The sequence below is a fragment of the Pseudomonas beijingensis genome (assembly GCF_030687295.1).
GTDB classification, from domain to species: domain Bacteria; phylum Pseudomonadota; class Gammaproteobacteria; order Pseudomonadales; family Pseudomonadaceae; genus Aquipseudomonas; species Aquipseudomonas beijingensis.
Genome location: NZ_CP117425.1, coordinates 3,726,770 through 3,748,651, shown reverse-complemented (window position 1 = coordinate 3,748,651; position 21,882 = coordinate 3,726,770). Strand labels below are relative to the sequence as shown.

Sequence of the window (21,882 nt, the reverse complement as noted above, 5' to 3'; positions counted from 1 at the left end):
CAACACAGACAAGAAAGGAACAGCATCGTGATCAAGTTGAAGCTGGACAACGTGAACAAACAATTGGGCGGCGCACGCATTCTTCGTGACGTCAGCCTGGAAATCTCGGCCGGCGAATTCGTGGTCTTCGTCGGCCCTTCGGGCTGCGGAAAGTCGACCCTGCTGCGGCTGATTGCCGGGCTGGATTCGATCTGTGGCGGCGACCTGCTGATCGACGGACGTCGGGTCAACGACTTGGAGCCGCGCGAGCGTGGTGTCGGCATGGTGTTCCAGTCCTATGCGCTGTACCCGCACATGAGCGTCTACGACAACATCAGCTTTGGCCTCAAGCTGGCCAAGACCGAAAAAACCAGCCTGCGCGAACGGGTGCTGAAAACCGCGCAGATCCTGCAATTGGACAAACTGCTGCAACGCAAGCCACGGGAACTGTCGGGCGGCCAGCGCCAGCGCGTGGCCATGGGCCGGGCCATGGCGCGGGAGCCGGACATCCTGTTGTTCGACGAGCCACTGTCCAACCTCGACGCCTCCTTGCGCGTGCAGATGCGCAACGAAATCGCCCGGCTGCACGGGCGACTGGGCTCGACCATGATCTACGTGACCCACGATCAGGTCGAAGCGATGACCCTGGCCGACAAGATTGTCGTGCTCAATGGCGGTCGCATCGAGCAGGTCGGCTCGCCGCGGGAACTCTATGAGCGTCCGGCCAGCCGTTTTGTCGCCGGTTTCCTGGGCTCACCGAGGATGAATTTCATCGCTGCATTCCTGCATACGCCAGGCGAAACCAGCCAGGTTGAGAGCCTGGTGTTGGGCATGACATCCCTACCCTTCGACAGCTCGGGTCTGGCAGAGAATGCGCAACTGAGCCTGGGGATTCGTCCGGAACATGTCGCCCTCAAGCCGGCACAGGGAACGGCCGGCCTCGTGGTGAGCGGGGTCGAATACCTCGGGAGTGAGACCTATGTGCACCTCGATACCGGCCAGGACGACCCCATGGTCTGTCGTTGCGAGGTCAACGCCGGATGGCGGGTGGGCGATCGGGTCGAACTGCAACTGGATATCGACAACCTGCACCTGTTCGACGCGCACGGCACGGCGTTGAAGCGCCACGCCATCGACAGCCTGCCCGATGACATCGCCCCGCGCCCGGCACATGCGGGCGCCCTATGACTGTGTCTTTGAATACCCTGAGCAATCCCATGCCCGCCACTCTTGAACGTGCGCAGCAGGCCCTGAGTGATGGCCTGTCTCGTCTGATCCACGATTATCGACCCGACTATCATCTAGCCCCGCCCACGGGATGGATGAACGACCCTAACGGAGTCGTGTTTTTTCGGGGCGAGTACCACGTGTTCTACCAACACCACCCCTTCGACGCCAAATGGGGCCCGATGTACTGGGGCCACGCCAAGAGCGCCGACCTGGTGCATTGGCAGCACCTGCCCATTGCCCTCGCGCCGGGCGACGACTTCGACCGCGACGGCTGTTTTTCCGGTAGCGCGGTGGTGTGTGGCGACACCCTGGCGCTGATCTACACCGGCCACACCTGGTTGGGAGAGGTGGGTGACGAACGCTTCATCCGCCAGGTCCAGTGCCTGGCCACCAGTGTCGACGGCGTCCGGTTCGCCAAGCAGGGCGCGGTCATCGAGGACGCACCGCAAGCTGCGATCATGCACTTTCGCGACCCCAAGGTCTGGCAGGAGGATGGTTATTGGTACCTGATTGCCGGGGCACGCCTGGGCGACACGCCGCTGCTGCCGCTGTACCGCTCCACCGACCTGCGCGCCTGGGAGTTCCTCGACTACGTGTCCAGCGGCACTGACGGCGATGGCTACATGTGGGAATGCCCGGACCTGTTTCGCCTCGATGGACGCGACGTACTGCTGTACTCCCCCCAGGGCATGCAATCGGCGGGTTACGAACGACTCAACAAGTACCAGACCGGTTATCGCATTGGCCACCTCGACAGCGAATGGCACTTCACCGGCGGGCCGTTCATCGAACTGGATAACGGTCACGATTTCTATGCCGCGCAGACCTTGGTGGCCGCTGACGGTCGGCGCCTGGTGTGGGCCTGGCTGGACATGTGGGAAAGCCCGATGCCGAGCCAGGCCCATCACTGGTGCGGCATGCTCGGCTTGCCCCGCGAGCTGGAACTGCAGGGTGATCGCCTTGGCGTGTTTCCGGCGCGGGAACTGGTTGCGCTGCGCCAGGCGCCCTTGCCGAGCGTCGCGCCATGGGCCGAGTCCGGCAGTCGCTGGGTGCCGCAAGTGACGGGCGACCGGCTGGAAATCCATGTGCAACTGGACCTGCTCGGTTGCACCGATGGTCAGTTGGGCATCGCCTTGCGTTGCAGTGCCGATGAGCAGGAACAAACCCTGCTGTACTACGACGCGTCACTACAGCGCCTGGTGCTTGATCGCAGCCACTCGGGTGCGCAAGTGAGCGGCCAGCGCAGCGTGTCGATCGAGCAGGCGCAAACGCAATTGCACCTGCGGGTGTTTCTCGATCGGTCATCCATCGAGGTATTTGAAGAAAGCGGCCGCTTCAGCCTCAGCAGTCGCCTCTATCCGCGGCCCGATAGCCTCGGGGTGAAGCTGCTGGCGAGCGGGACTGGCGGGCGCGTCGCCATTGCCAACGCCTGGCCCCTGGGCTCGGGTTGGCTGTGAGTCACGTCATTCGAGTCGCGAGAAGCCCGGGCGCTGTGTCATGATTCTGCGTCAACCTGACTGGCCGCACTTCGCATGACTTCCGTGAAAGACGTTGCACAGCTGGCCGGCGTATCCCTGATGACGGTTTCGCGCGCGCTCAACACGCCGGAAAAACTGAGCCCCGAAACCCTTCAGCGGGTACGTCGCGCCATTGATGAACTGCAATTCGTACCGAGCCTGTCGGCGCGCCGAATGCGCGGCGACAACCTGCAGGCGCGCACCATCGGTGTGTTCGCACTGGACACCGCCACCACGCCATTCGCCGTTGAGTTGCTGCTGTCCATCGAACAGACTGCGCAGCAGGCTGGCTGGAACGTCTTCATCCTCAACCTGCTGAGCAACCCGCCCACCGACCAGAACATCGACCTGATGCTGTCGCACCGCCCCGACGGCTTGATCTTCAGTGCCATGGGGTTGCGCCAGGTGAGCATTCCCGAGCGTCTCAAGAGCAAGCCGCTGGTACTCGCCAATTGCCTGGCCGATGACCGCCAACTGGTCAGTTATGTACCGGATGATGAGGCCGGGCAGTATCGCGCCGTGCATCATGCCTTGAGCCAAGGCTATCGGCGCCCGCTGTGTATCAACTTACCCAGGAAGAGTGTTGCCTGGCGCCTGCGCCAACAAGGCCTGCAACGCGCCTGCCAGGCATTCGGGCTGGCGCCTGAAGCACTTTTGCAATACGACCTTTCCGATCACGACGCCTACGGTGAAACCGCCGCCATTCTCGACCGGCATATCGTCGACGGCCGTCCGCAATTTGACATCCTGGTCTGCGGCAACGACCGCATTGCCTTTTGTGCCTATCAACTGCTGTTGGGCCGTGGCTTGAAAATCCCTGATGATGTCGCGGTGCTGGGCTATGACAACATGATCGGCATCGCCGAACTGTTCATGCCGCCGCTGACCACGGTCCAACTGCCGTACTACGAGATCGGTCGCCAGGCGGCCCGACATCTGATCGAGAGCCTTGAAGTGTCGGGCGCCCAGCCGGTGGATTGCCCGTTGGTGGTCAGGGCATCGCTATAAGGCCAACCGTTATCCGTCAAGGCTGCTGCGCGGGCGATGGCGGCAGTGAGGTGATGATCCGGGCGCGGCAAATCTCGAGGATTTCATCGGCCAGCGCGGAATCGTCCGGGCAGGCCCGCGACAACATGATCGCGCCGACGGCATGGGCCAACATGTCGAGCATCTTCGCCCTGACCTCTTCCTGCGCCACATCTTGCCCGGTCTCGTACCGGCTTTCGAGCGCCGCCAGCATATTTTCGATGCCGCTGGCAAACGTCACCTTCAGCTCGGGCGATTGACGGGCGGCGTCCCCGCACAGTGCCGCCAGGGTGCAACCGCCGCCCGGGGCGTCACGGTGATTCCTGGACACGTAAAGATTGACGAACGCAGGCACGTCGATGTCCGCGCTGTCGGTCAGCGATTGCGCAAGGCTGCTCGCCGCCGCTTCGGCCATCAGGCCAGCCTTGGACCCAAAATGTTTGTAGAAGCCGCCATGGGTGAACCCAGCGGCCGCCATCAGGTCCGCAACACCCACACCGTCAAAGCCGCGCTCGCGAAACAAGACAGAGGCCGTCTCGACGATGTGCTCCCGATTTGCCTGGGCCTGGGCCTTGGTTACCCGCATTTCTTCACTCCTTGGTGCTGCTCAAAATCATGCTCACATCATACATAGATGTCGAGCATAATCAAATTCGTTGACAGTTTAGATTTCGATCATCATCCTAATAACAAGCCACGAGCAATCCAGTGCGCATGACTGACCCATCCATCCTTGAAGAAGAGAATCACCCATGGACACTCGCACAACCGTTCTCATCACTGGCGCTTCCACCGGCATCGGCGCGGTCTATGCCCAGCGCTTTGCTCAACGCGGACACAACCTCGTCCTGGTGGCCCGCGACGGCGCGCGCCTGCAAGCCCTGGCCGCCAAGCTGCGCAGCGAACACAGCGTTACCGTCGACATTCTCCAGGCCGACCTGACCCAGATCAGCGATCTGACAACCGTCGAAGCCCGACTGCGGGACGACGCCAGCATCGGCATCCTGGTCAACAACGCCGGCGCCGCCCAGTCCGGCAGCTTCATCGAGCAGTCCACCGACAGCGTCGCGCACCTTGTCTCGCTCAATACCACCGCGCTGGTCCGGCTGGCGAGCGCCATCGCTCCGCGCCTGGTCAAAGCGGGTGACGGCGCGATCATCAACATCGGTTCCGTGGTCGGCCTGGCACCGGAATTCGGCATGTCGGTCTATGGCGCGACCAAGGCGTTCGTGTTGTTTCTCTCCCAGGGCCTCAGCCTGGAACTGTCGCCTAAGGGCGTCTACGTACAAGCCGTCCTGCCGGCCGCCACCCGTACCGAGATCTGGGAGCGCGCGGGCATCGATATCAACACCCTGAGCGAAGTCATGGAAGTCGGTGACCTGGTCGACGCCGCGCTGGTCGGTTTTGATCGCCGCGAGCCGGTGACCATCCCGCCGTTGCAGGAAGAGGCACGCTGGGATGCCTTGCAGGCCGCACGCCAAGGCCTGCTTGGGCAAATCAAGCAGTCCCATGTTGCCGAGCGCTATCAAGACCTGGCGTGATCGATGTTTAGCGGGCGCCGGCGCGAAGGACAGCGCCGGATGTCGGATGTCTGGATGCCTGGCCAGCCTGCTGCTCCCCTTATGAGAACAAAGCACCATGAAGGCATTTTTAATCGACCGCTACGGCAAGCACAGTGGACGGATCGGCGACGTAGCCGCCCCTGAAGTGGCTGACCACGACGTCCTGGTTCGCGTGCACGCCGCCAGCGTCAACGTCCTGGACGCAAAGATCCGCAAAGGCGAATTCAAGCTGATCCTGCCCTACTCGTTTCCTTTGGTATTGGGGCATGACGTGGCCGGGGTCGTGATGCGAGTGGGATCCCGTGTCCAGCATTTCAAACCGGGGGATGAAGTCTATGCCCGCGCCCCGGATGGACACATCGGCACTTTCGCCGAACAGATTGCAGTGAACGAAAACGCCCTGGCCCTGAAACCCGCAAACACCAGCATGGAAGAGGCCGCCGCCCTGCCCTTGGTTGCCCTGACAGCCTGGCAGGTACTGGTTGAAACCGCCCAGTTGAAGAAAGGCCAAAAGGTGTTCATCCAGGCCGGTTCAGGTGGCGTGGGCACCCTTGCCATCCAGCTTGCCAAGCACCTCGGCGCCTTCGTTGCGACCACCACCAGCACCGCCAATGTGCCCTGGGTCAAAGCGCTGGGAGCGGACGTTGTCATCGATTACAAGCAGCAGGATTTCTCAAGCGTTCTGCAGGACTATGACGTCGTGTTGAACAGCCTGGGTGCCGATGAACTGGAGAAGTCGCTGAAGATCCTCAAACCCGGTGGCCAGCTCATTTCCATCTCGGGGCCACCCACCGCGCAGTTCGCCCAGGCCCAGGGGTTTTCCTGGTCGCTGCGGCTGATAACAGGCCTGCTAAGTAGCGGCATACGCCGCAAGGCCCGCCGAAAAGGTGTGAGCTACACCTTCGTGTTCATGCGCGCCAGTGGTCCACAACTGCGTGAGATCGCCACGCTCGTCGAGTCCGGCAGCCTCAAGCCGGTGGTCGACCGATCCTTCCCCGTTGACGCGACGGCCGATGCCTTGGGCTACGTCGAACAAGGACGGGCCAAAGGCAAGGTCGTCATCAAGGTTCACTCAGGAATGGCCGATGAGTGAAGCCGGTCATCACCACACAGCAATATGGGAATCCGCCCGGGGTTCGGTCCCACCGCACAGCACACCGCTGACCGGGTCGCGCAGGATGATCTGGCCGCGACCATAGTCGGTCAGGTCGCTGGCGACCTGGACCTCATGCCCCCGTCGCGCCAGGGCATTGGCCAGGTCCCGTGAAGCGCCGTGCTCAATCCCGACCTTCATGTCCCCCAACCATTGCCAACGCGGTGCGTCGAGGGCCGCTTGCGGGTTCAGGCCGAAATCCACCAGGTTCATGACCATCTGCACATGCCCCTGGGGCTGCATGTAGCCGCCCATCACGCCGAAGGGGCCAAGGGCCTCGCCATTGCGGGTCAGGAACCCGGGAATGATGGTGTGAAAGGTTTTCTTGCCCGGGGCCAGGCAGTTGGCATGGGTTGGATCGAGACTGAACTCCTGTCCGCGATTCTGCAGGGCGATACCGCTGTCGGGCAGCACCACGCCGGAGCCGAACCCGTGGTAGTTGCTCTGGATGAACGAGACCATGTTGCCCTCGCCATCCGCGGTCGCCAGGTAAACCGTGCCGCTGGCGTGGGGGTCGCCGGGTTTGGGCGGTTGGGCCTGTTCGCTGATCTGCCCGCGCCGGCGGGCGCTGTAGTCATCGCTGAGCAGGTCCGCCACCGCCACGCGCATGTGCAGGGGGTCGGTGATGTAGTGCAGGCCGTCGCTGTAGGCCAACTTCATCGCCTCCAGTTGGCGATGCCAGGTCTGTTGGCTGTCACGCTGATCGAAATCGAAACCTTCCAGGATCTTCAGGGCCATCAAGGCCACCAGACCCTGCCCGCTCGGCGGGATTTCCCAGACATCCACGCCTCGGTAATTGACGTGGATGGGGTCGACCCACTGGGCGCGATAGTCCCTGAGGTCCGAAGCCCGCAGGTAACCGCCGCTGGCCCGGGAATGGGCGTCCAGGCGCTCGGCCAATGCACCGCGATAAAGGCTTTCGCAGCCAGTGTCGGCCAGTTCCTGAAGCGTGCGTGCCTGGGCCGGGTTGCGGAAAATCTCCCCGGCCCGCGGCGCCCGGCCTTCGATCAGAAAGGTATCGAACCAGGCCTCCAGGACGGCATCGCGAGGGGGCGTGAACTCGTTCACCGCGATCTGCCATTGATGGGCAACCACCGGCGACAGCGCAAAGCCGTCCCGGGCCAGGCTGATGGCCGGTTGCAGCAGCTCGGCAAAGGGCAGCTTGCCAAAGCGTCGGGATAACTCGGCCCAAGCCGACGGGCAGCCCGGGACGGTCACCGGTGTCCAGCCATAGATCGGCATCTGCTCATGACCGGCGGCCTTGACCGCCTCGATGCTCAGGGCGGCCGGTGCGTGACCGTTGCCGTTGAGGCCGTGTAACTGGCCCTTGCACCAGACCAGGGCGAAGGCGTCACCGCCAATGCCGCAGCCCGTGGGCTCCACCACCGTCAGCGCCGCTGCCGTGGCGATGGCGGCGTCGATGGCATTGCCACCTTTTTGCATGATCTCGATGCCCGCCTGGGCCGCCAGGGGCTGGGACGCGGCGACCATGCCCCGACGGGCGAAGACGCTCTGGCGTTGCGATGGATAAGGGTATTCGTGGGCAGAAAATGTCAGCATGGCAAAAACTCTTCAATACAGGAATTCGGTGGCCGGGAACCGTCACAACACGCGGCTGAGAAAAGCCCGGGTGCGCGGGTGAATGGGGTGACAGAAGATCTGCTCCGGTGGCCCTTGCTCGATAAGCTCGCCTTGATCCAGGACCACCACACGGTCGGCCACTTCCCGGGCGAAGCCCATTTCATGGGTCACCACGACCATGGTCATCCCCTCCTCGGCCAACTCCTTCATCACTTCCAAAACCTCGCCAACGGTTTCCGGATCGAGGGCGCTGGTGGGTTCGTCGAACAGCATGGCCTGGGGTTTCATGGCCAGGGCCCGGGCAATCGCCACCCGCTGTTGCTGGCCGCCGGAGAGCATCGAGGGGTAGTGATCGGCCTTGTCCGCCAGGCCGACCCGCTCCAGCAATCCACGGGCCTGTTCCAACGCGGCGGCGCGAGTCACACCGAGCACTTGGATCGGCGCCTCGATGATGTTCTCCAGGGCGGTCATGTGGGGGAACAGGTTGAAGCGCTGGAACACCATGCCGATGTCCCGCCGCTGCCGGGCGATGTTGCGCTCCGACTCACGCACCAGGCTGCCATCGGCCCGTTCGCGATAGCCCATGGGCTGGCCATTGACACGGATGCGCCCGCCCTGGATATCCTCCAATAGATTGATGCAACGGATGAAGGTGGTCTTGCCGGAGCCCGACGCACCGATCAGCACCACCACTTCGCCGCGCCGCACTTGCAGGGAGATGCCCTTGAGGATCTGCAGCTCACCGAAGGACTTATGAACGTCCAGCGCCTCGATGATCAGCTCTTCGCTTTTATGCGCCATGGTTAACGTGCCCTCAGCAGGTTCAGGGTGCTGCGACCGAACATCCGCGTCGACGCCGGCGGTGGTGACGAGGGCCGGTCCGATTGGCCGAAACGGGCCTCCAGCCAGCGCTGGAAAAAGCCCCACAGCGTGGTCAGCAACAGGAAGTAGATCGCCACCACCAGGTACAACTCGAACACCCGGAACGTCGCCGACGTGACCATCTGGGTACTGAGCAACAGTTCCTGGACGCCGATCACGCTGACCAGCGTGGTGTTCTTGAGCATCACGTTGAACTCGTTGCCCAGCGGCGGAACGATGACCCGGAACGCCTGGGGCAGGACAATACGGCGCATCAGTTTGGCGAAGGTCATGCCCAGGGAGCGTCCGGCCTCGTATTGGCCCTTGTCCACCGCGCCGATGCCGGCGCGGATGATCTCGGCCATGTAGGCACCCTCATTGAGGCCCAGGGCAATGATCGCCGCCTGGATGTTACCGGGGATCACCAGGCCGAACAGGTCGATGTCTTCGAAGCGGAAAATCCCGCCGGCGGCCAGCGCGGTGTAGAGAAAGACGATCTGCACCAGCAACGGCGTGCCGCGCATCAGCCACACGTAAAAGCGAACGGGCAAATGCAGCAATGGGTTTTTCGACAATCGCAACAGCGCGGCGGCCAGCCCCAGGGCACAGCCCAGCAGCATCGCCAACACACTGATCAGGCAGGTCAGCCAGAGCCCGGTGAGGTATACCCCACTGGGCTGCAGCAGGTACTGCCAGAACACATCCCAATTGAAATTCATCGATGGTTCACCTCAATCAAGTGTGTCACTGGCGACATGCCATTTGCCCAACAGCTGGCTGTAGCTGCCATCGCTGCGCATATCGTCGATCACCTGCTGCACGGCGGCGGTCAGTTGCGGATCGTCCTTGCGAATGCCCAGGCCGGTGAGAATCCGGCTGAAGGCCGGCACCCCTTCCTCGAACAGGTCGGGGGCCATGGTGGCGTAGTAACCGGCGGTTTCCACGGTGGTGCCGTAGGCGTCGACCTGGCTGATGCGCAGGGCCTGGAACGCATCGGTGTCGGTGTTGTAGACCACCAGCTTCATCGGCGGCTTGCCGGCCTTGGCCAGGGTTGCGTTCTCGGCGTCGAGCAGGGTCTTGATAGTGGAACCGTTGAGCACCGCGACTTTGTGCCCGGAGAGCGCCTGCAGCGTCTTGAGTCCCTTCGGATTGCCCTTGGGCACCACCACCGCCTGGCTGGAATACATGTAGTTGACGATGTCGATCACCTCGCGGCGCTCGGGTTTGTCAAACAGTTGGTCGACGATCATGTCGCACTGTCGGGCCAGCAACGCGGGGAGCAACCCGGAAAAGGGAATGACCCGCCACTCCACCTTCTTGTCGCCCAGGCGCTTGGCGATTTCCAGCCCCAGGTCCACGGTCAATCCCTTGGGTTTCTGTGCTTCATCAAAGGCCACCAGCGGCGGCGAATCCATGCCTGAGCAGTAGACGAGTTTGTCGACCTTGAGCAAACGCTCCGGAACAACGGGCGCGGCAACCGCCCACTGCGCACAGAAACCCAAGGATAAAGCGGCAACCAACAGGCGAGGCTTATGCATGACCAGACACTCCAGTTCAGTAATTAACGGGCAGTACTCAAAGTCAAAACACCGGCAGGATTTAGTGACTCCTGCTCTGGTTATTTTTTCGATTGCAGGAACTCGATCAACTCAGGAACGGTGCCTTCGATGTGCGCACGCACCACCGCCTCGGCCTTCTCGGCATCGCCCGCACGCAGGGCATCGAGGATCAGCATGTGCTCCTGACGCGCACTCAGGGGCTTTTCAACGTGCTGCAGCCATAGGCGCATGGGCGCTTCGATCAGGGAGTAAAGCGCGCTGATCTGCTTGAGCAAGCGCGGGCGACCGCTGAGGCTGCACAGGTATTCATGGAAGGCGCGATGGCGGCTGACCCACTCGGCGCTCTCCTCACGGTAATCGTCCATCTCGTCCAGCAAGCGCTCCAAGGCAGCCAGCTGGCGCTCACCAATTCTTGCTGCCGCGACACGGACCGCCAGGCCTTCCAGGGCGCTGCGCATTTCGAAGACTTCGTGCAGCTCCTCGATGTCCAGGCCGCTGACCACCGCCCCGCGATTGGGCCGCAAGGTCACCAGGCCCTGGGCATCCAGACGGCGAAAGGCCTCGCGCACCGGCATCCGGCTCATGCCGATCTCGTTGGCAATATCCTCGGCAATCAGTCGGTCGCCCTTGCGTAACCGACCGCCACAAATGGCATCGAGCAGGAAGTTGTAGGCCTCCTCCTCGGCGGTCATGGGCGGACGTTCAGCGTACGTCGGAGCAAATTGCATGGCAGCACCTTCTGCATTTTTGTATCCAATTATCCATGGATTCAAAAAAGCAGAATGCGTGCCAACCTCATGCGCAATCGTGCAAGCGATTGATTTGAAGGAATTTGCCGAGGAAAACGACTGCCAGCCTTAAGACCTGCGTCGCGCAGGTGTGCTACCAAACAGCTCAGCGGCTGCCTTTTATAGGTGCAACAGGGCGCTTCGGTAACACCGCAAACGGCGGCTCATCATGCCGGTGCCCGGGGCGTATCCGAGGGTGACTCGCCAAACAATGCCCGGTAATGGACCGCAAAATGACTCAGGTGGAAAAACCCCATGGCCATGGCGATCTCACTGACGTTCAGCGCGGCCGCACGGGTCGTGATCAGCCGGCGGCGCACGGCATTGAGCCGCAGGTTGCGCAAGTACTCCACCGGACGCATGCCGGTGACCGCCTGGAAACTGTTCTGCAGGGTCCTGCGACTGACCCGCAATTGCTCGCACAAGTCGAGGATGCTCAAGGGCACATCGGCGCTGGCCACCACCAGTTCCTGGCAACGCTTGACCAGGTAGGCACTGACGGCGAAGTTGCCGCGCCGGCCACGCACCTCGTCCGAGGCGTGGCTGAACAGGTCGAGAAAGGCGTTGAGCAGAACGTCTTCGAGGATTTTTTCCGAGGCGGGATTGACCGCGTCGGCCTGTTCCAAAAGGTGACGAAACAGGGGATGGATCCGTTGTTGCACCCGCCGCAGCACCACCTCATCCACACTGACTTGGGACGCGCTTTTCAAGCGCTTGAGCTGTTCGCTCGACAGCTCGTAGGCCGCCAGCCTGGCGAACCGCGCCGTGTCGACATTGGCCGCGAAGAAGTGCGTACCTTCCGGGGCGTGCAGGACGAAATCTTCGCCATCGCGCAACAGCACGACGCTGTGGGCGCCCACCTGATGCCCCTGGACCACCGGCGCACCGCCCAACGACATGGCAATGCACAAGCGCCCTTTTGGCGCGCAACCGCGCTGCACCACCCGTTTGTCGAGCACCTCCTGGAAGATCTGGAAGCGCTCGGCGCACACCTGGCGCAGCTCGCTGGACAGGCATCCACGCCCGAGCTGGTCATAGACTTGTTGCCAGCCCAGGATCGAACCGGCGTGTTGCTGAGGATCATTGAAGGTACGGACTTCGGCGAACATGATCATTGTTCCTCGGTGGCCCTGCGCTTATTGCCTGATACGGTCATGCAAGCAAGTCGATAGCCCCGTGGCGATGGAGCTTGCGCCCGCTGGGCTGCGCAGCAGACCCATTTTGGTGAGCGCTTCGCACTGGAGCGCCAGCCCGGTCAAGCGGGAGCAAGCTCCCTCGCCACGAGTGCATCATTTCACTTGAGTAAACAGTTCTTACTGCCGACCGTCTTCACCCGCCTGGAAAACCAAAGCCAGTTCCATGCCAAGCATGTACAACCGATACTCGGCGGCCTTGATCTCCAGAGGCGCCAACAAAGAGCCGGACAGCACCACCTGGCCCGCTTCAACGCACTGCCCATCAGCCAACAAGCGCCGGACCAGCCAGCACAGGTTGGCCTGGGGCGTGTCCTCGCGTGCTTGGGCATTGCCCTCGCCACAGGGCACCCTGTCGCATTCCAGGCGATAGTGCACGTGGGTCAATTGCTCGGGATGGAACCTGACACGCGACCCCAGGCAATACAGCCCCGCCGCGGCATTGTCGGCAAGAAACGCGCCGACGCCGAAACGCCAGCCCTGCCAACGGCAATCGGCGATCTCGAACGCCGGCGCGACCTCGGAGATGGCGGCGAGGATGTCCTCGTCGCTGTAGAAACCGGGCACCAGCGTACGCCCCAGGACAAACGCCAGCTCGATTTCCAACTTCGGCTGGATCAGCCGTGCAAGCGGCACCGCACTGCCGGGCTCCACGGCCATGGCATCGGTCAACGCGCCCAATACCGGCTCATCAATACCGAAACGGTCCTGGGCGGCGCGGCCGGCGAAGGCCACTTTCCATCCGGTCAACCGCTCACCACCGGCCTGGCGCCGGCGCAGCGCCTCACGCTGCAAGGTATAACCCATCGGCAGATCGACGGCCTCCGGCTCCAACGAAGGCAAACCGTGTACGGCCTGCGCGGCATCGTGAAGCCGGACCAGCAGATCATCTTCGCGCCTCATGAAAGTTGCTCCGCCAGTTTGCGCAATACGCCTTCGAGCCGCTCGGGTGTGGTGATCGCGGCAACGAACCGATCCGGTCGCACCACCACGACGCAGTCACGCACCTTGGCAAACCATTCGCCCAGGCGGTTATCGACATCCTCAACGCAAATGGCCCCGCTGACAGACAAGGGTTGGTTGCGCCCCACGCCACTGCGCGAGCGATTGATCTGGATGAACCGCGTCTCCCAGCGCGCCCACCAGGCGGCGGTTTCTTCACTGAGCTGTTCGCTCGGGTTGACCCGATACCCCAGCACCGCATAGGAATGCCCCAGCACCTCGTCAAGGCGTCGACGCTGGCCCTGGGCATCTTCGATGGACGGTTGGATGAACAACTGCCCGACCAGATCATCCTCATGCAGCTCGGCGCGCTCGTGGTACACCAGGCCTTTGGTGATGGTCGCCTTGGGCTTGAACTTGAATTCCAGCAAGTGCGAACGCAGGTTGTCGACGCTGTTGACGGCCTGGAACAGCCAGTCCCGCACACCGGCCATCAACGGGTTGGTCAGCCCCAGGACGGCGCCCATGTTGTCGGCCAGCGCGATGAGATCGGTCGCATGCCCGCGACGCTCCTGGTCGTAACTGGCCAGAATCGCCGGCGACGCCCTGCCCTGGAGAATCGCGGCGAGCTTCCAGCTGACGTTGGCGACATCACGCAGGCCTGAGTTGAGCCCCTGCCCGGCCCAAGGCGGGGAAATATGCGCCGCATCCCCCACCAGTGCCACCCGGCCCTGGACAAAGCGCGCCGCGACTCGGGAGTTATGGGTGTAGGCGCGGATCCGGATGATTTCCAGTTGATCGACCGCATCGCCGATATGCCCACGGATCAAGTCCCGGATCGTTGCTTCTTCGCACATCCGGGTCTCGTCTTCGCCCTCCAGGAGCATGAACTCCCAACGCCGTTGTTGATACGGCAGGTAGATGCAGACGAAAGGTCGCTGAGGGTCGGCATGCAAGGCGGTATACGGTGCGTCGAGGGTGTCGTTGGCCGTATCGATCACCACCCACTTGCGCGGATGGGTCAGCCCCAGCAGTTCAATACCGAGTTTCTTGCGCACGCTGGAACGTCCGCCATCGGCGCCGATCACGTACTGCGCCTGCAACTGATACAGCTCGCCCTGGGCATCGCGCACCTGCAAGGTCACGCCCTCGGCATCCTGCTCCAGATCGAGCATTTCATGGCCCTGGCGCAACGCGACACTGGCGTGCTTGCCCATCTGCTCGCGCAATGTCGTTTCAAGCAACTGTTGCATGAAGATGTTGCGCATCGGCCAACCATAGTTCGCCGTGCTCGGCTTGACCTCGGCAAAACAGACGCCTCGCGCATTGTAGTAACGCAGGGGCACGTTGCAGATCATGTCGCGCACGGCCAGTTCAGCGATGCCGATGCCCTGCAACACTCGCAGCGCCTCGTCATCCATGCCCACCGCACGGGGATACGGCAGGACGCCGTCGGCCAATTCAAGGACGATGCAGTCGATACCGTACAGCCCCATGTAATGAGCGGCCGTGATCCCGTTCGGGCCACCGCCCACGATGACAACCTGGGTTTTCTCCTGCTTCATCGCTATTCACCGCTTTGTTGTTGTGGTTGTAGGCATTGGTCATATAAATAGTCCATGACGACGAGGTTGAACATTTCGCTCTGGTCATCATGGACATAATGGCTGGCGTCGGCGATTTCCTCTGTCCGCACCCACGCATTGGCCTGCTTGATCGACTCAAGGGTCGCCAACGGCAGGAAATCGGAACGGGCGCCACGAATGAACAGCGTCGGGCAATCCAGCGCCCGGACCGCCGGCCACAAGTCTGTCGGGGTAATACTCAGGCGCGCCTGGGCAATACCTTGCTGGTCGTGACGCCATTCGATGCCAGCCAGGGTTTCCTTCATGGAGTGCATCAATCTGGAAGCCAGCCCCTCCAGAGACAAGCCAGGTCGCGCTTGCCGCCAGAACTGGGCGGCGCTCTCCCAGTCAGGAAACAACAGCGGCGTCTGGCTCATCTCGCGTCGAATGCGCTCGGCGCCATCACCGCTGACCGAAGAGCCAGGGCCGATGTCCTCGATCACCAACGCTTGCAGGCGTCCCGGATTGAGCCGGGCATACTCCAGTGCATTGGTGCCACCAAGGGAGTGCCCCACCAGGACGAAACGCTGCAATCCCAAATGCGCCACCAAATCTTCAAGGTCATTGACGTAGACCTCGGTCCGGTAACTGGAGGCATCCGCCCAGTCACTGTATCCACGACCGCGCTGGTCAAGGGCATAGCAGCAGTACCGCTCGCCCAGCGCATTGGCCAAACCATCCCAGGTCTGGGCATAGGATCGCAGCCCGTGCAGCAGCACCACCGCAATGCCCGACGGGTTGCCCCACGACAAATAGTGCAGGCGCATCCCCGAACGATTGGTGAAGAACTGGCTGTTTGCAGACATTCGTTGGCTTCCCACGATCAGCGCACCTCAATACAGGCCGTCATTGCCCTTGACGTCGGCAGCCTGGAGACCACCCAGGCGGGCATGCAAACGCCCACGCGTGGCGAAGGCCCAGATAATGACCAACTCGTCGGCCGAGGGGCCATCGCCGAACGACAGGGAAATGCTGTCGTAGTGCGAACGGACATACAACGCGTCCTTGTGGGCCAGCGGCACATCGATGGTCACGCCAGGCCCGCCACGCTTGCCGGTGGAAGGCACCCAGGACTTGCCCCCGCCCAACGCGACACGGATCGGATCCGCCGCCGGATTGGTCAGCAGCGCATTGCCATGCTCGTACTCGCCCTGGCTGCCCACCAGGCACGCCTTGCCGTAGCTGACAATCTCACGCTCGCCGGCCAACGCCTGGATGCGCCGACCAAACTCCTGGCCCAACAAGGGTGACGGCTCTATCAGCTCGGCCAGGCTTTCGCTGAAACGGCCGGCGTAAGGGTTGGCGATCACCGCGCCAATGGCGTATTTGAACAGCGGCTCGCCATCGGCTAACTGGCCGGTTTCGTTGGCCAGGGTTTCCTCGACGAAGCTGTACCATTTGCGGATGTGATAACTGGCGAAATTCGCGGTTTTCATAAGAAAAGTCTCATTCAAAGTGGGTCGAGATCGAAATGCCGGCTGGGAGCCCCAGCGGCCTTGAAGCGGGCCTTGCCGCGCGCGTCGTCGTGTTCGGACTCGAGAAAAAATTCCATGCGATTGCCATCGGGGTCGTTGAAATACACGCCGTTGCCGATCTCGTGGTCGGTGATCTTTACCACCTCAACGCCCTTTTTCAGCAACATGCCGTAGAGCTTGCGCAGGGTGGTCATGTCGCCCGCGATCTCCAGCCCGTAGTGCTGCAACCCCAGGCCGCCCTGGTGGGCTCCGGGTTCCGCGCGGAGCAACGCGATGTCGTGATGCTTGGCACCAAACGCCATCATGATCCAGCTTTCACCCCGGGCGCTTTCATGCATGCCCAGCACATCGGCGTACCAACGTGCCGACACTTCAGGGTCGCTCACGAACAACGACAGGTGCGTACGAACGACTTCGACTTTCATCGCGCGATCCCTCAGTTCTTCTTGATGATGGATTGATGCCCGGACTTGATTTGCGCCACGGCGGGCGTCCAGAGCACATCAGCGATTTCACTGAATTCACGCCACTGCTTCTGCCAGCCGTCACCACCGTTCTCGGACGTGAACAGATGCCCGTACTTGGTACCGGCGACGATCTGGCGAGGGTCGGCAGGGTTCAAGGCAATCGCCCAGACACAGGAATTGGGTTGTTGCGGCAGCGGCAGCACTTCCCAACTGAGGGCGGCATCCCGGGAGACCAGCACCTTGCTGGTGGTGCCGGGGGTGCCGTCGGAGATGCTCAGGTAGAGCGTATTTTCACTGCCCAACGCGGCATTCATGGCGCGCACGTAGTACAGGCCGAAGGTTTCCCGGGCAACGATGCCGGTCCAGGTCTGCCCCTCGTCGAGGCTGCGGTACACGGCGTTGACGCACACCACGACGATGACCTTCTGTCCATGGTTGGGCAGGACCACGATGTTATGCACGTCCGAGTTGTAGTCCCACAACAGGCGGTCATCAACGCGGGTCCAGCTATCGCCACCGTCACGACTGTGGAACAGCCCGCCCTCCTCCAGGCCGAACCAGAGCTGGTTGCGGTCCGTCGGGTCGTAGGCGAACGCCAGCAAGCGTGGACGACTGACGCCGTCGCAGAACTCCGGGATCTCCACGGGGGCGCGATCCCAGCTCTGGCCACCGTCAAGGGTGCGCCACAGTACCGCGCGCGAAGGCGCACCGGTGCCGACGAAAATGCGCTGCGCATCCTGCGGATCCACGGCCACCTTCCACACGGTTTGCCCGTTGAACGGCGAATCCACCCGCTGCCAATGGCCGCCAGTGTCATGGCTGATGCACAGGCCGACGTCGGTGCCGGCATAGATCACCTCAGGCGTACCCGGGTGGAAACTCAGGGATCGGGTGATCGCATCGAACTCCAGATCCTGGCCCAGGCCCAGGCGATGCCAGGTACGGCCATCGTCGGCGCTGCGGATCACCGCTTGCCCTACGGTGGCGACCAAAAGGGTTCCGTTACTCATCACTGCTGCTCCTCAAATGAAGATGCCGCGGGTCAAGCCGCCATCGATGCCAATGGATTCCCCGGTCACGGCGCCCGCCTTGGGCGATGCGAGGAAACCGATCAGCCAGCCCATTTCGATGGGCGCCAGGGTGCGTCGGATCGGCGTCGCATCGATGTAGGCCTGCTCCACCTGCTCGGGCGTCTTGCCCTGCTTGACCCCTTCGCGCTCGTACAGCTCCTGGATGTGCGGGGTGTCGACCACGCCGGGGTGGATCAGGTTGACCGTGATGCCGGAGGGGCCGAGTTGGTCGGAGAGGGTCTTGGTCATGTGGGCGATGGCCAGGTTGCGCATGCCCGAAAGGACTTTGCTGCCACGCCCGGTCAGGCCACCGATGTTGATGATGCGACCGAAGCCACCGGCCTTCATGTGCGGGGTCACCGCCTTGGCGCAGCGGAAATAGCCGATCACCTTGGTGTTGAGGTCCGAGAGCAATTCGTCGTCGCCGGCATGCTCGATGTCGTTGCGCACCACGCCGGACGGCGCCGCGGCGCCGTTGACCAGGATGTCGATGCGGCCAAAGTGCTTGTGGGCCGCCTCGACCATGTCGGACACCGCCGACATCTGGTTGGTGTCACAGAACAACGGCAGCACTTCGTTGCCGGTCTCTGCGGTGATTTCCTCGGCGGCTTGCTGGAGAAACTCCATGCGCCGCGCGCAGATCACCACCTTGCAACCTTCCTGGGACAAAAAGCGCGCGACTTCCTTGCCGATGCCCATACCACCGCCGGTGACGATCGCCACGCGGCCTTGCAATTCCAGATCCATAGCAGTTCCTCTTGTGATTATTCGGCTCAGGCCAGATCGACGAAGACACTTTTGGTTTCGGTGTAGGCATCGATCACGTTCTTACTCATTTCCCGACCCCAGCCGGATTGCTTGTAGCCGCCAAAGGGCGAGGCCGGGTCGACGACGTTCCAGCAGTTGATCCACACCGAGCCGGCCTTCAACTGCGCCGCCACGCGATGGGCGGAACGCAAGTCGCGGGTCCAGAGCCCGGCCGCCAGGCCGTAAGGCGAGTCATTGGCGCGCAGCACCAGTTCATCGATTTCGGTCCAGCTCATGACGGTCAGCACCGGGCCGAAGATTTCTTCCCGGGCGACACAGGCGCGCTCGGCGCGGTCGAGAAACACGCTGGGGCGGATGAAGTGGCCGCGCTCCAGGTGGGCCGGCCGGTCACCGCCGCAGATCAGTTCGGCGCCTTCCTCCTGACCCCGTTGCAGGTAGCCACGCACCGTGCCCAGTTGCCGGGCCGAGACCAGCGGGCCCATGCTGCTGGCCGGATCCAGGCCTGGCCCCAACACATGGGCGGTCGCGTGGCGCTGGAGTTCTTCAAGCACCTGATCGAGGACGCGTGGCGTGCACGTACAAACGTGATCCGGCGGTGCAAACCTGGCCCTGGTTGTAGAAAATGCCATCGGCGGCGCCTTTGGCGGCCCGGACGATATCGGCGTCCGGCAGGATGATGTTGGGGGACTTGCCACCCAGTTCCAGCGACACCTTCTTCATGTTGCCGGTGGCCGCTTGGGCGATCAGGCGGCCCACCTGGGTCGAGCCGGTGAAGGCGATCTTGTCCACGTCCGAGTGCTGGGCCAGCGGCGCGCCAGTCTGCGCACCCAGGCCAGTCAGCAGGTTGACCACCCCGGCCGGGAAACCGGCGGCCTCGATCAGTTGCACCAGGCGAATGGCAACCAGGGGCGTCTGCTCGGCGGGCTTGAGCACCGCGACACAACCGGTCGCCAGCACCGGGCCGAGCTTCCACACGCACATGGTCAACGGGAAGTTCCACGGCACGATCAAGGCGCAGACGCCCACCGGCTCGCGCAAGGTGTAGTTGAGCATCGGCGCGCCGCTGGAGGGCGACACCGGATGCGTGCTGCCTTCGATCTTGGTCGGCCAACCGGCGAAGTAACGAATGATGTTGGCCGCGCTGGCCGCTTCCCCGCGGGCCGCGGCGATCGGCTTGCCGTTTTCCAGAGTGATCAGTTGCGCCAGTTCTTCGCGATGCTGGTCGAGCAGTTCCGCCAGGCGAAACAGCAACAACCCGCGCTGGGCCGGCGACTGTTGTGCCCAGGTCCCCGTGAAGGCCGCACGGGCAGCAGCGACGGCGGCATCCACGTCGCGTTCGCCGCCTTCGGCGACTTCAGCCAGGATGGATTCGCTGGCCGGGTTTTCCACGGCAAACCGGTGACCATCGGCGGCGTCCTGCCAGGTGCCACCGATAAACAGGCGCCCGGGTTGCGACAGGAACTTCTCGACCGCAGGTAACAATTGAATCTGATTCATATCCGCTCCTTCACAGCGCCATTTCAATCAGGCAAGGACCGCCGTCGGCCTTGGCATTGGCCAGGGCGCGGTGCAGCTCACCATTGGTGTGCACGGTGCTGGCCGGCAAGCCGTAGCCCTTGGCCAGGGCCTTCCAATCGATGCGTGGGCGATCCAGCACCGTCAGGCTCAGGGCCTCGGGGCCCAGCTCGGTCATGCCGAAGCGACGCAGTTCGTTTTGCAGGATGGCGTAGCGATGGTTGGCCGCGATCAGGATCACCACCGGCAGTTGCTCGCGGGCGATGCTCCACAAGGTCTGGATGGTGTACTGGGCACTGCCGTCCGACTGCAGGCAAAACACCTTGTTGCCAGGCTCGGCCATGGCAGCACCAAAACCCACCGGGATACCCTGGCCGATGGCCCCACCGGTGTTGGTCAACACCCGATGCCGTGCGGCATGGGCCGAGGCGGTGAAGAACGGATAGCCGCACGTCCCGCCTTCCACCGAAACGATGCAGTCGTCCGGCAGCGACGCGGCCAGCACCTGGCCCACCGACTGCGGCGTCAACGTGGCTTCGCTGGGCGGCAGTTCGATACCAGTTGGCGTGGGCACGTAAGCCGGCGCTTCAAGGGCATCGGCCAGCGCAGTGAGCGCCCCGGCAACATCGTCCCCCACCTCAGCCAGGCACAGCAGACGGTCACGCTCTGCCAGCCGGGAGGCAATGCCTTCGTAGCCGAAGTAGCTGATGGGCTCCGGGACGCCGGCGCAGACCACCGCGTCGTATTGGTCAAGGATCTCGATGGCCACTTCGGGGAAGTACGGCAGGCGATCCAGGTCTGGCAGGCCACCGCCGCGATAACTCATGCGTGGAAAGGTTTCGGCGAACAGGCGCACGCCCGGCAGTTGCGCCAGGCGCCCCGCCGCTTCCAGGCCGGCGACGGACAAGCCATGGTCGCCAACGATAAACACCAGGCGCCGACCCTCGCGCAATGCCTGGGCGACCGCCTCGATGCGGTCACCGGCAAAACGCCGGACCGGAGCCTGCAAGGCCGTGAAGGCTTTCTCGTGCTGCACGGTGTTGGCTTGCAAGTCCATTGGCAGGATCAGGCTGGCGATCTGGCCGTTGGCTTGCCAGGCGGCACGCACCGCCTCCTGGAAATCTTCACCGACGCCCGATGCCGTGCGCGAAGTACGTACCCACTTGGAAACGCTGCCGGCCAACGCCTGGATGTCACTGGCCAGGGGTGGATCGTAATTGACGTGCCAGGACGCGTGATCGCCGATCACGTTGACGATCGGGGTGTTGGCGCGACGCGCGTTGTGCAGGTTGGCAATGCCATTGGCAAAACCTGGGCCGAGGTGCGTCAGGGTCATCGCCGGCTTGCCGGCAACCCGGCCGTAGCCGTCCGCCGCGCCGGTGCACACGCCTTCGAACAAGGACAACACTGGCTTGAGGGCTGGCGCGCTGGCCATGGCTGCCACCAGGGGAATTTCAGTCGTTCCGGGATTGGCGAAGCAGTATTCGATACCGCTTGCCACCGCCGCCTTCACTATCAGTTGCGCACCATTCATTTCCAGCCCTCTTCATCGAGCGTTTGCAGTGGCTGAG

Annotated in this window: 20 protein-coding genes and 1 pseudogene; 5 read left to right on the top strand and 16 right to left on the bottom strand. The window is 62.8% G+C overall.

Going from position 1 to position 21,882, the window contains the following annotated elements; all coding sequences use genetic code 11:
- The first annotated feature begins 27 nt into the window (after positions 1-27).
- From PSH84_RS16970 to PSH84_RS16960, 3 genes are all read left to right on the top strand, one after another.
- Positions 28-1,167: an ABC transporter ATP-binding protein gene (locus PSH84_RS16970; RefSeq protein WP_122566354.1), complete on the top strand. Its 1,140-nt coding sequence runs from the start codon at positions 28-30 to the stop codon at positions 1,165-1,167.
- Positions 1,168-1,196: 29 nt separating this feature from the next.
- Positions 1,197-2,666, top strand: a complete 1,470-nt coding sequence (locus PSH84_RS16965; protein ID WP_439800536.1) for a glycoside hydrolase family 32 protein — start codon at positions 1,197-1,199, stop codon at positions 2,664-2,666.
- 75 nt (positions 2,667-2,741) lie between these two features.
- Entirely contained in the window at positions 2,742-3,734 is a 993-nt protein-coding gene (locus PSH84_RS16960; RefSeq protein ID WP_122566352.1) for a LacI family DNA-binding transcriptional regulator, read from the top strand.
- A gap of 16 nt (positions 3,735-3,750) precedes the next feature.
- On the opposite strand, the gene PSH84_RS16955 is transcribed toward PSH84_RS16960, so the two are convergent.
- Positions 3,751-4,338 carry a TetR/AcrR family transcriptional regulator gene (locus PSH84_RS16955; RefSeq protein ID WP_305481412.1) on the bottom strand — a complete coding sequence of 196 codons (588 nt, stop codon included), beginning with the start codon at positions 4,336-4,338 and terminating at the stop codon, positions 3,751-3,753.
- A 166-nt stretch (positions 4,339-4,504) separates the two neighbouring features.
- Here PSH84_RS16955 and PSH84_RS16950 point away from each other — a divergent pair, with 166 nt between their 5' ends.
- Together PSH84_RS16950 and PSH84_RS16945 are read left to right on the top strand one after the other, a co-directional pair.
- Positions 4,505-5,293, top strand: coding sequence for an SDR family NAD(P)-dependent oxidoreductase (locus tag PSH84_RS16950; protein ID WP_122566350.1), 789 nt, complete (start codon positions 4,505-4,507; stop codon positions 5,291-5,293).
- 97 nt (positions 5,294-5,390) lie between these two features.
- Positions 5,391-6,407, top strand: coding sequence for an NADP-dependent oxidoreductase (locus PSH84_RS16945; protein WP_305481411.1), 1,017 nt, complete (start codon positions 5,391-5,393; stop codon positions 6,405-6,407).
- A gap of 9 nt (positions 6,408-6,416) precedes the next feature.
- On the opposite strand, the gene PSH84_RS16940 is transcribed toward PSH84_RS16945, so the two are convergent.
- The 15 genes and pseudogenes from PSH84_RS16940 to PSH84_RS16870 all read right to left on the bottom strand — a co-directional run bounded on the left by PSH84_RS16940 (position 6,417) and on the right by PSH84_RS16870 (position 21,845).
- Positions 6,417-8,027 carry a gamma-glutamyltransferase family protein gene (locus PSH84_RS16940; RefSeq protein WP_305481410.1) on the bottom strand — a complete coding sequence of 537 codons (1,611 nt, stop codon included), beginning with the start codon at positions 8,025-8,027 and terminating at the stop codon, positions 6,417-6,419.
- Between the two features lie 42 nt (positions 8,028-8,069).
- Positions 8,070-8,849 (bottom strand): amino acid ABC transporter ATP-binding protein, encoded by a 780-nt coding sequence (locus PSH84_RS16935; RefSeq protein ID WP_122566347.1) that lies wholly within the window; start codon positions 8,847-8,849, stop codon positions 8,070-8,072.
- Between the two features lie 2 nt (positions 8,850-8,851).
- Positions 8,852-9,628 (bottom strand): amino acid ABC transporter permease, encoded by a 777-nt coding sequence (locus tag PSH84_RS16930; RefSeq protein WP_014337982.1) that lies wholly within the window; start codon positions 9,626-9,628, stop codon positions 8,852-8,854.
- A gap of 12 nt (positions 9,629-9,640) precedes the next feature.
- Positions 9,641-10,447, bottom strand: coding sequence for an ABC transporter substrate-binding protein (locus PSH84_RS16925; RefSeq protein WP_122566346.1), 807 nt, complete (start codon positions 10,445-10,447; stop codon positions 9,641-9,643).
- Between the two features lie 80 nt (positions 10,448-10,527).
- Positions 10,528-11,196, bottom strand: coding sequence for a GntR family transcriptional regulator (locus PSH84_RS16920; protein WP_122566345.1), 669 nt, complete (start codon positions 11,194-11,196; stop codon positions 10,528-10,530).
- 227 nt (positions 11,197-11,423) lie between these two features.
- Entirely contained in the window at positions 11,424-12,365 is a 942-nt protein-coding gene (locus PSH84_RS16915) for a helix-turn-helix domain-containing protein (protein WP_122566516.1), read from the bottom strand.
- Positions 12,366-12,569: 204 nt separating this feature from the next.
- Positions 12,570-13,352, bottom strand: a complete 783-nt coding sequence (locus PSH84_RS16910; RefSeq protein WP_305481409.1) for a 2-keto-4-pentenoate hydratase — start codon at positions 13,350-13,352, stop codon at positions 12,570-12,572.
- Positions 13,349-14,956: a bifunctional 3-(3-hydroxy-phenyl)propionate/3-hydroxycinnamic acid hydroxylase gene (locus tag PSH84_RS16905; RefSeq protein WP_305470648.1), complete on the bottom strand. Its 1,608-nt coding sequence runs from the start codon at positions 14,954-14,956 to the stop codon at positions 13,349-13,351. The genes PSH84_RS16910 and PSH84_RS16905 overlap by 4 nt, the downstream gene beginning before the upstream one ends.
- A 2-nt stretch (positions 14,957-14,958) precedes the next feature.
- Positions 14,959-15,822, bottom strand: a complete 864-nt coding sequence (locus tag PSH84_RS16900) for an alpha/beta fold hydrolase (protein WP_122566342.1) — start codon at positions 15,820-15,822, stop codon at positions 14,959-14,961.
- 27 nt (positions 15,823-15,849) lie between these two features.
- Positions 15,850-16,452: an amino acid synthesis family protein gene (locus PSH84_RS16895; protein ID WP_122566341.1), complete on the bottom strand. Its 603-nt coding sequence runs from the start codon at positions 16,450-16,452 to the stop codon at positions 15,850-15,852.
- A gap of 14 nt (positions 16,453-16,466) precedes the next feature.
- Positions 16,467-16,916, bottom strand: coding sequence for a VOC family protein (locus PSH84_RS16890; RefSeq protein ID WP_109753211.1), 450 nt, complete (start codon positions 16,914-16,916; stop codon positions 16,467-16,469).
- Positions 16,917-16,927: 11 nt separating this feature from the next.
- A complete protein-coding gene (locus PSH84_RS16885) occupies positions 16,928-17,968 on the bottom strand; it encodes a VPS10 domain-containing protein (protein ID WP_305481408.1) in 1,041 nt (346 codons plus the stop codon).
- Between the two features lie 12 nt (positions 17,969-17,980).
- Entirely contained in the window at positions 17,981-18,775 is a 795-nt protein-coding gene (locus PSH84_RS16880; protein ID WP_122566339.1) for an SDR family NAD(P)-dependent oxidoreductase, read from the bottom strand.
- A 26-nt stretch (positions 18,776-18,801) separates the two neighbouring features.
- A pseudogene (locus PSH84_RS16875) lies at positions 18,802-20,293 on the bottom strand (aldehyde dehydrogenase family protein).
- Positions 20,294-20,303: 10 nt separating this feature from the next.
- A complete protein-coding gene (locus PSH84_RS16870) occupies positions 20,304-21,845 on the bottom strand; it encodes an acetolactate synthase large subunit (RefSeq protein WP_305481407.1) in 1,542 nt (513 codons plus the stop codon).
- Between the last annotated feature and the right edge of the window lie 37 nt (positions 21,846-21,882).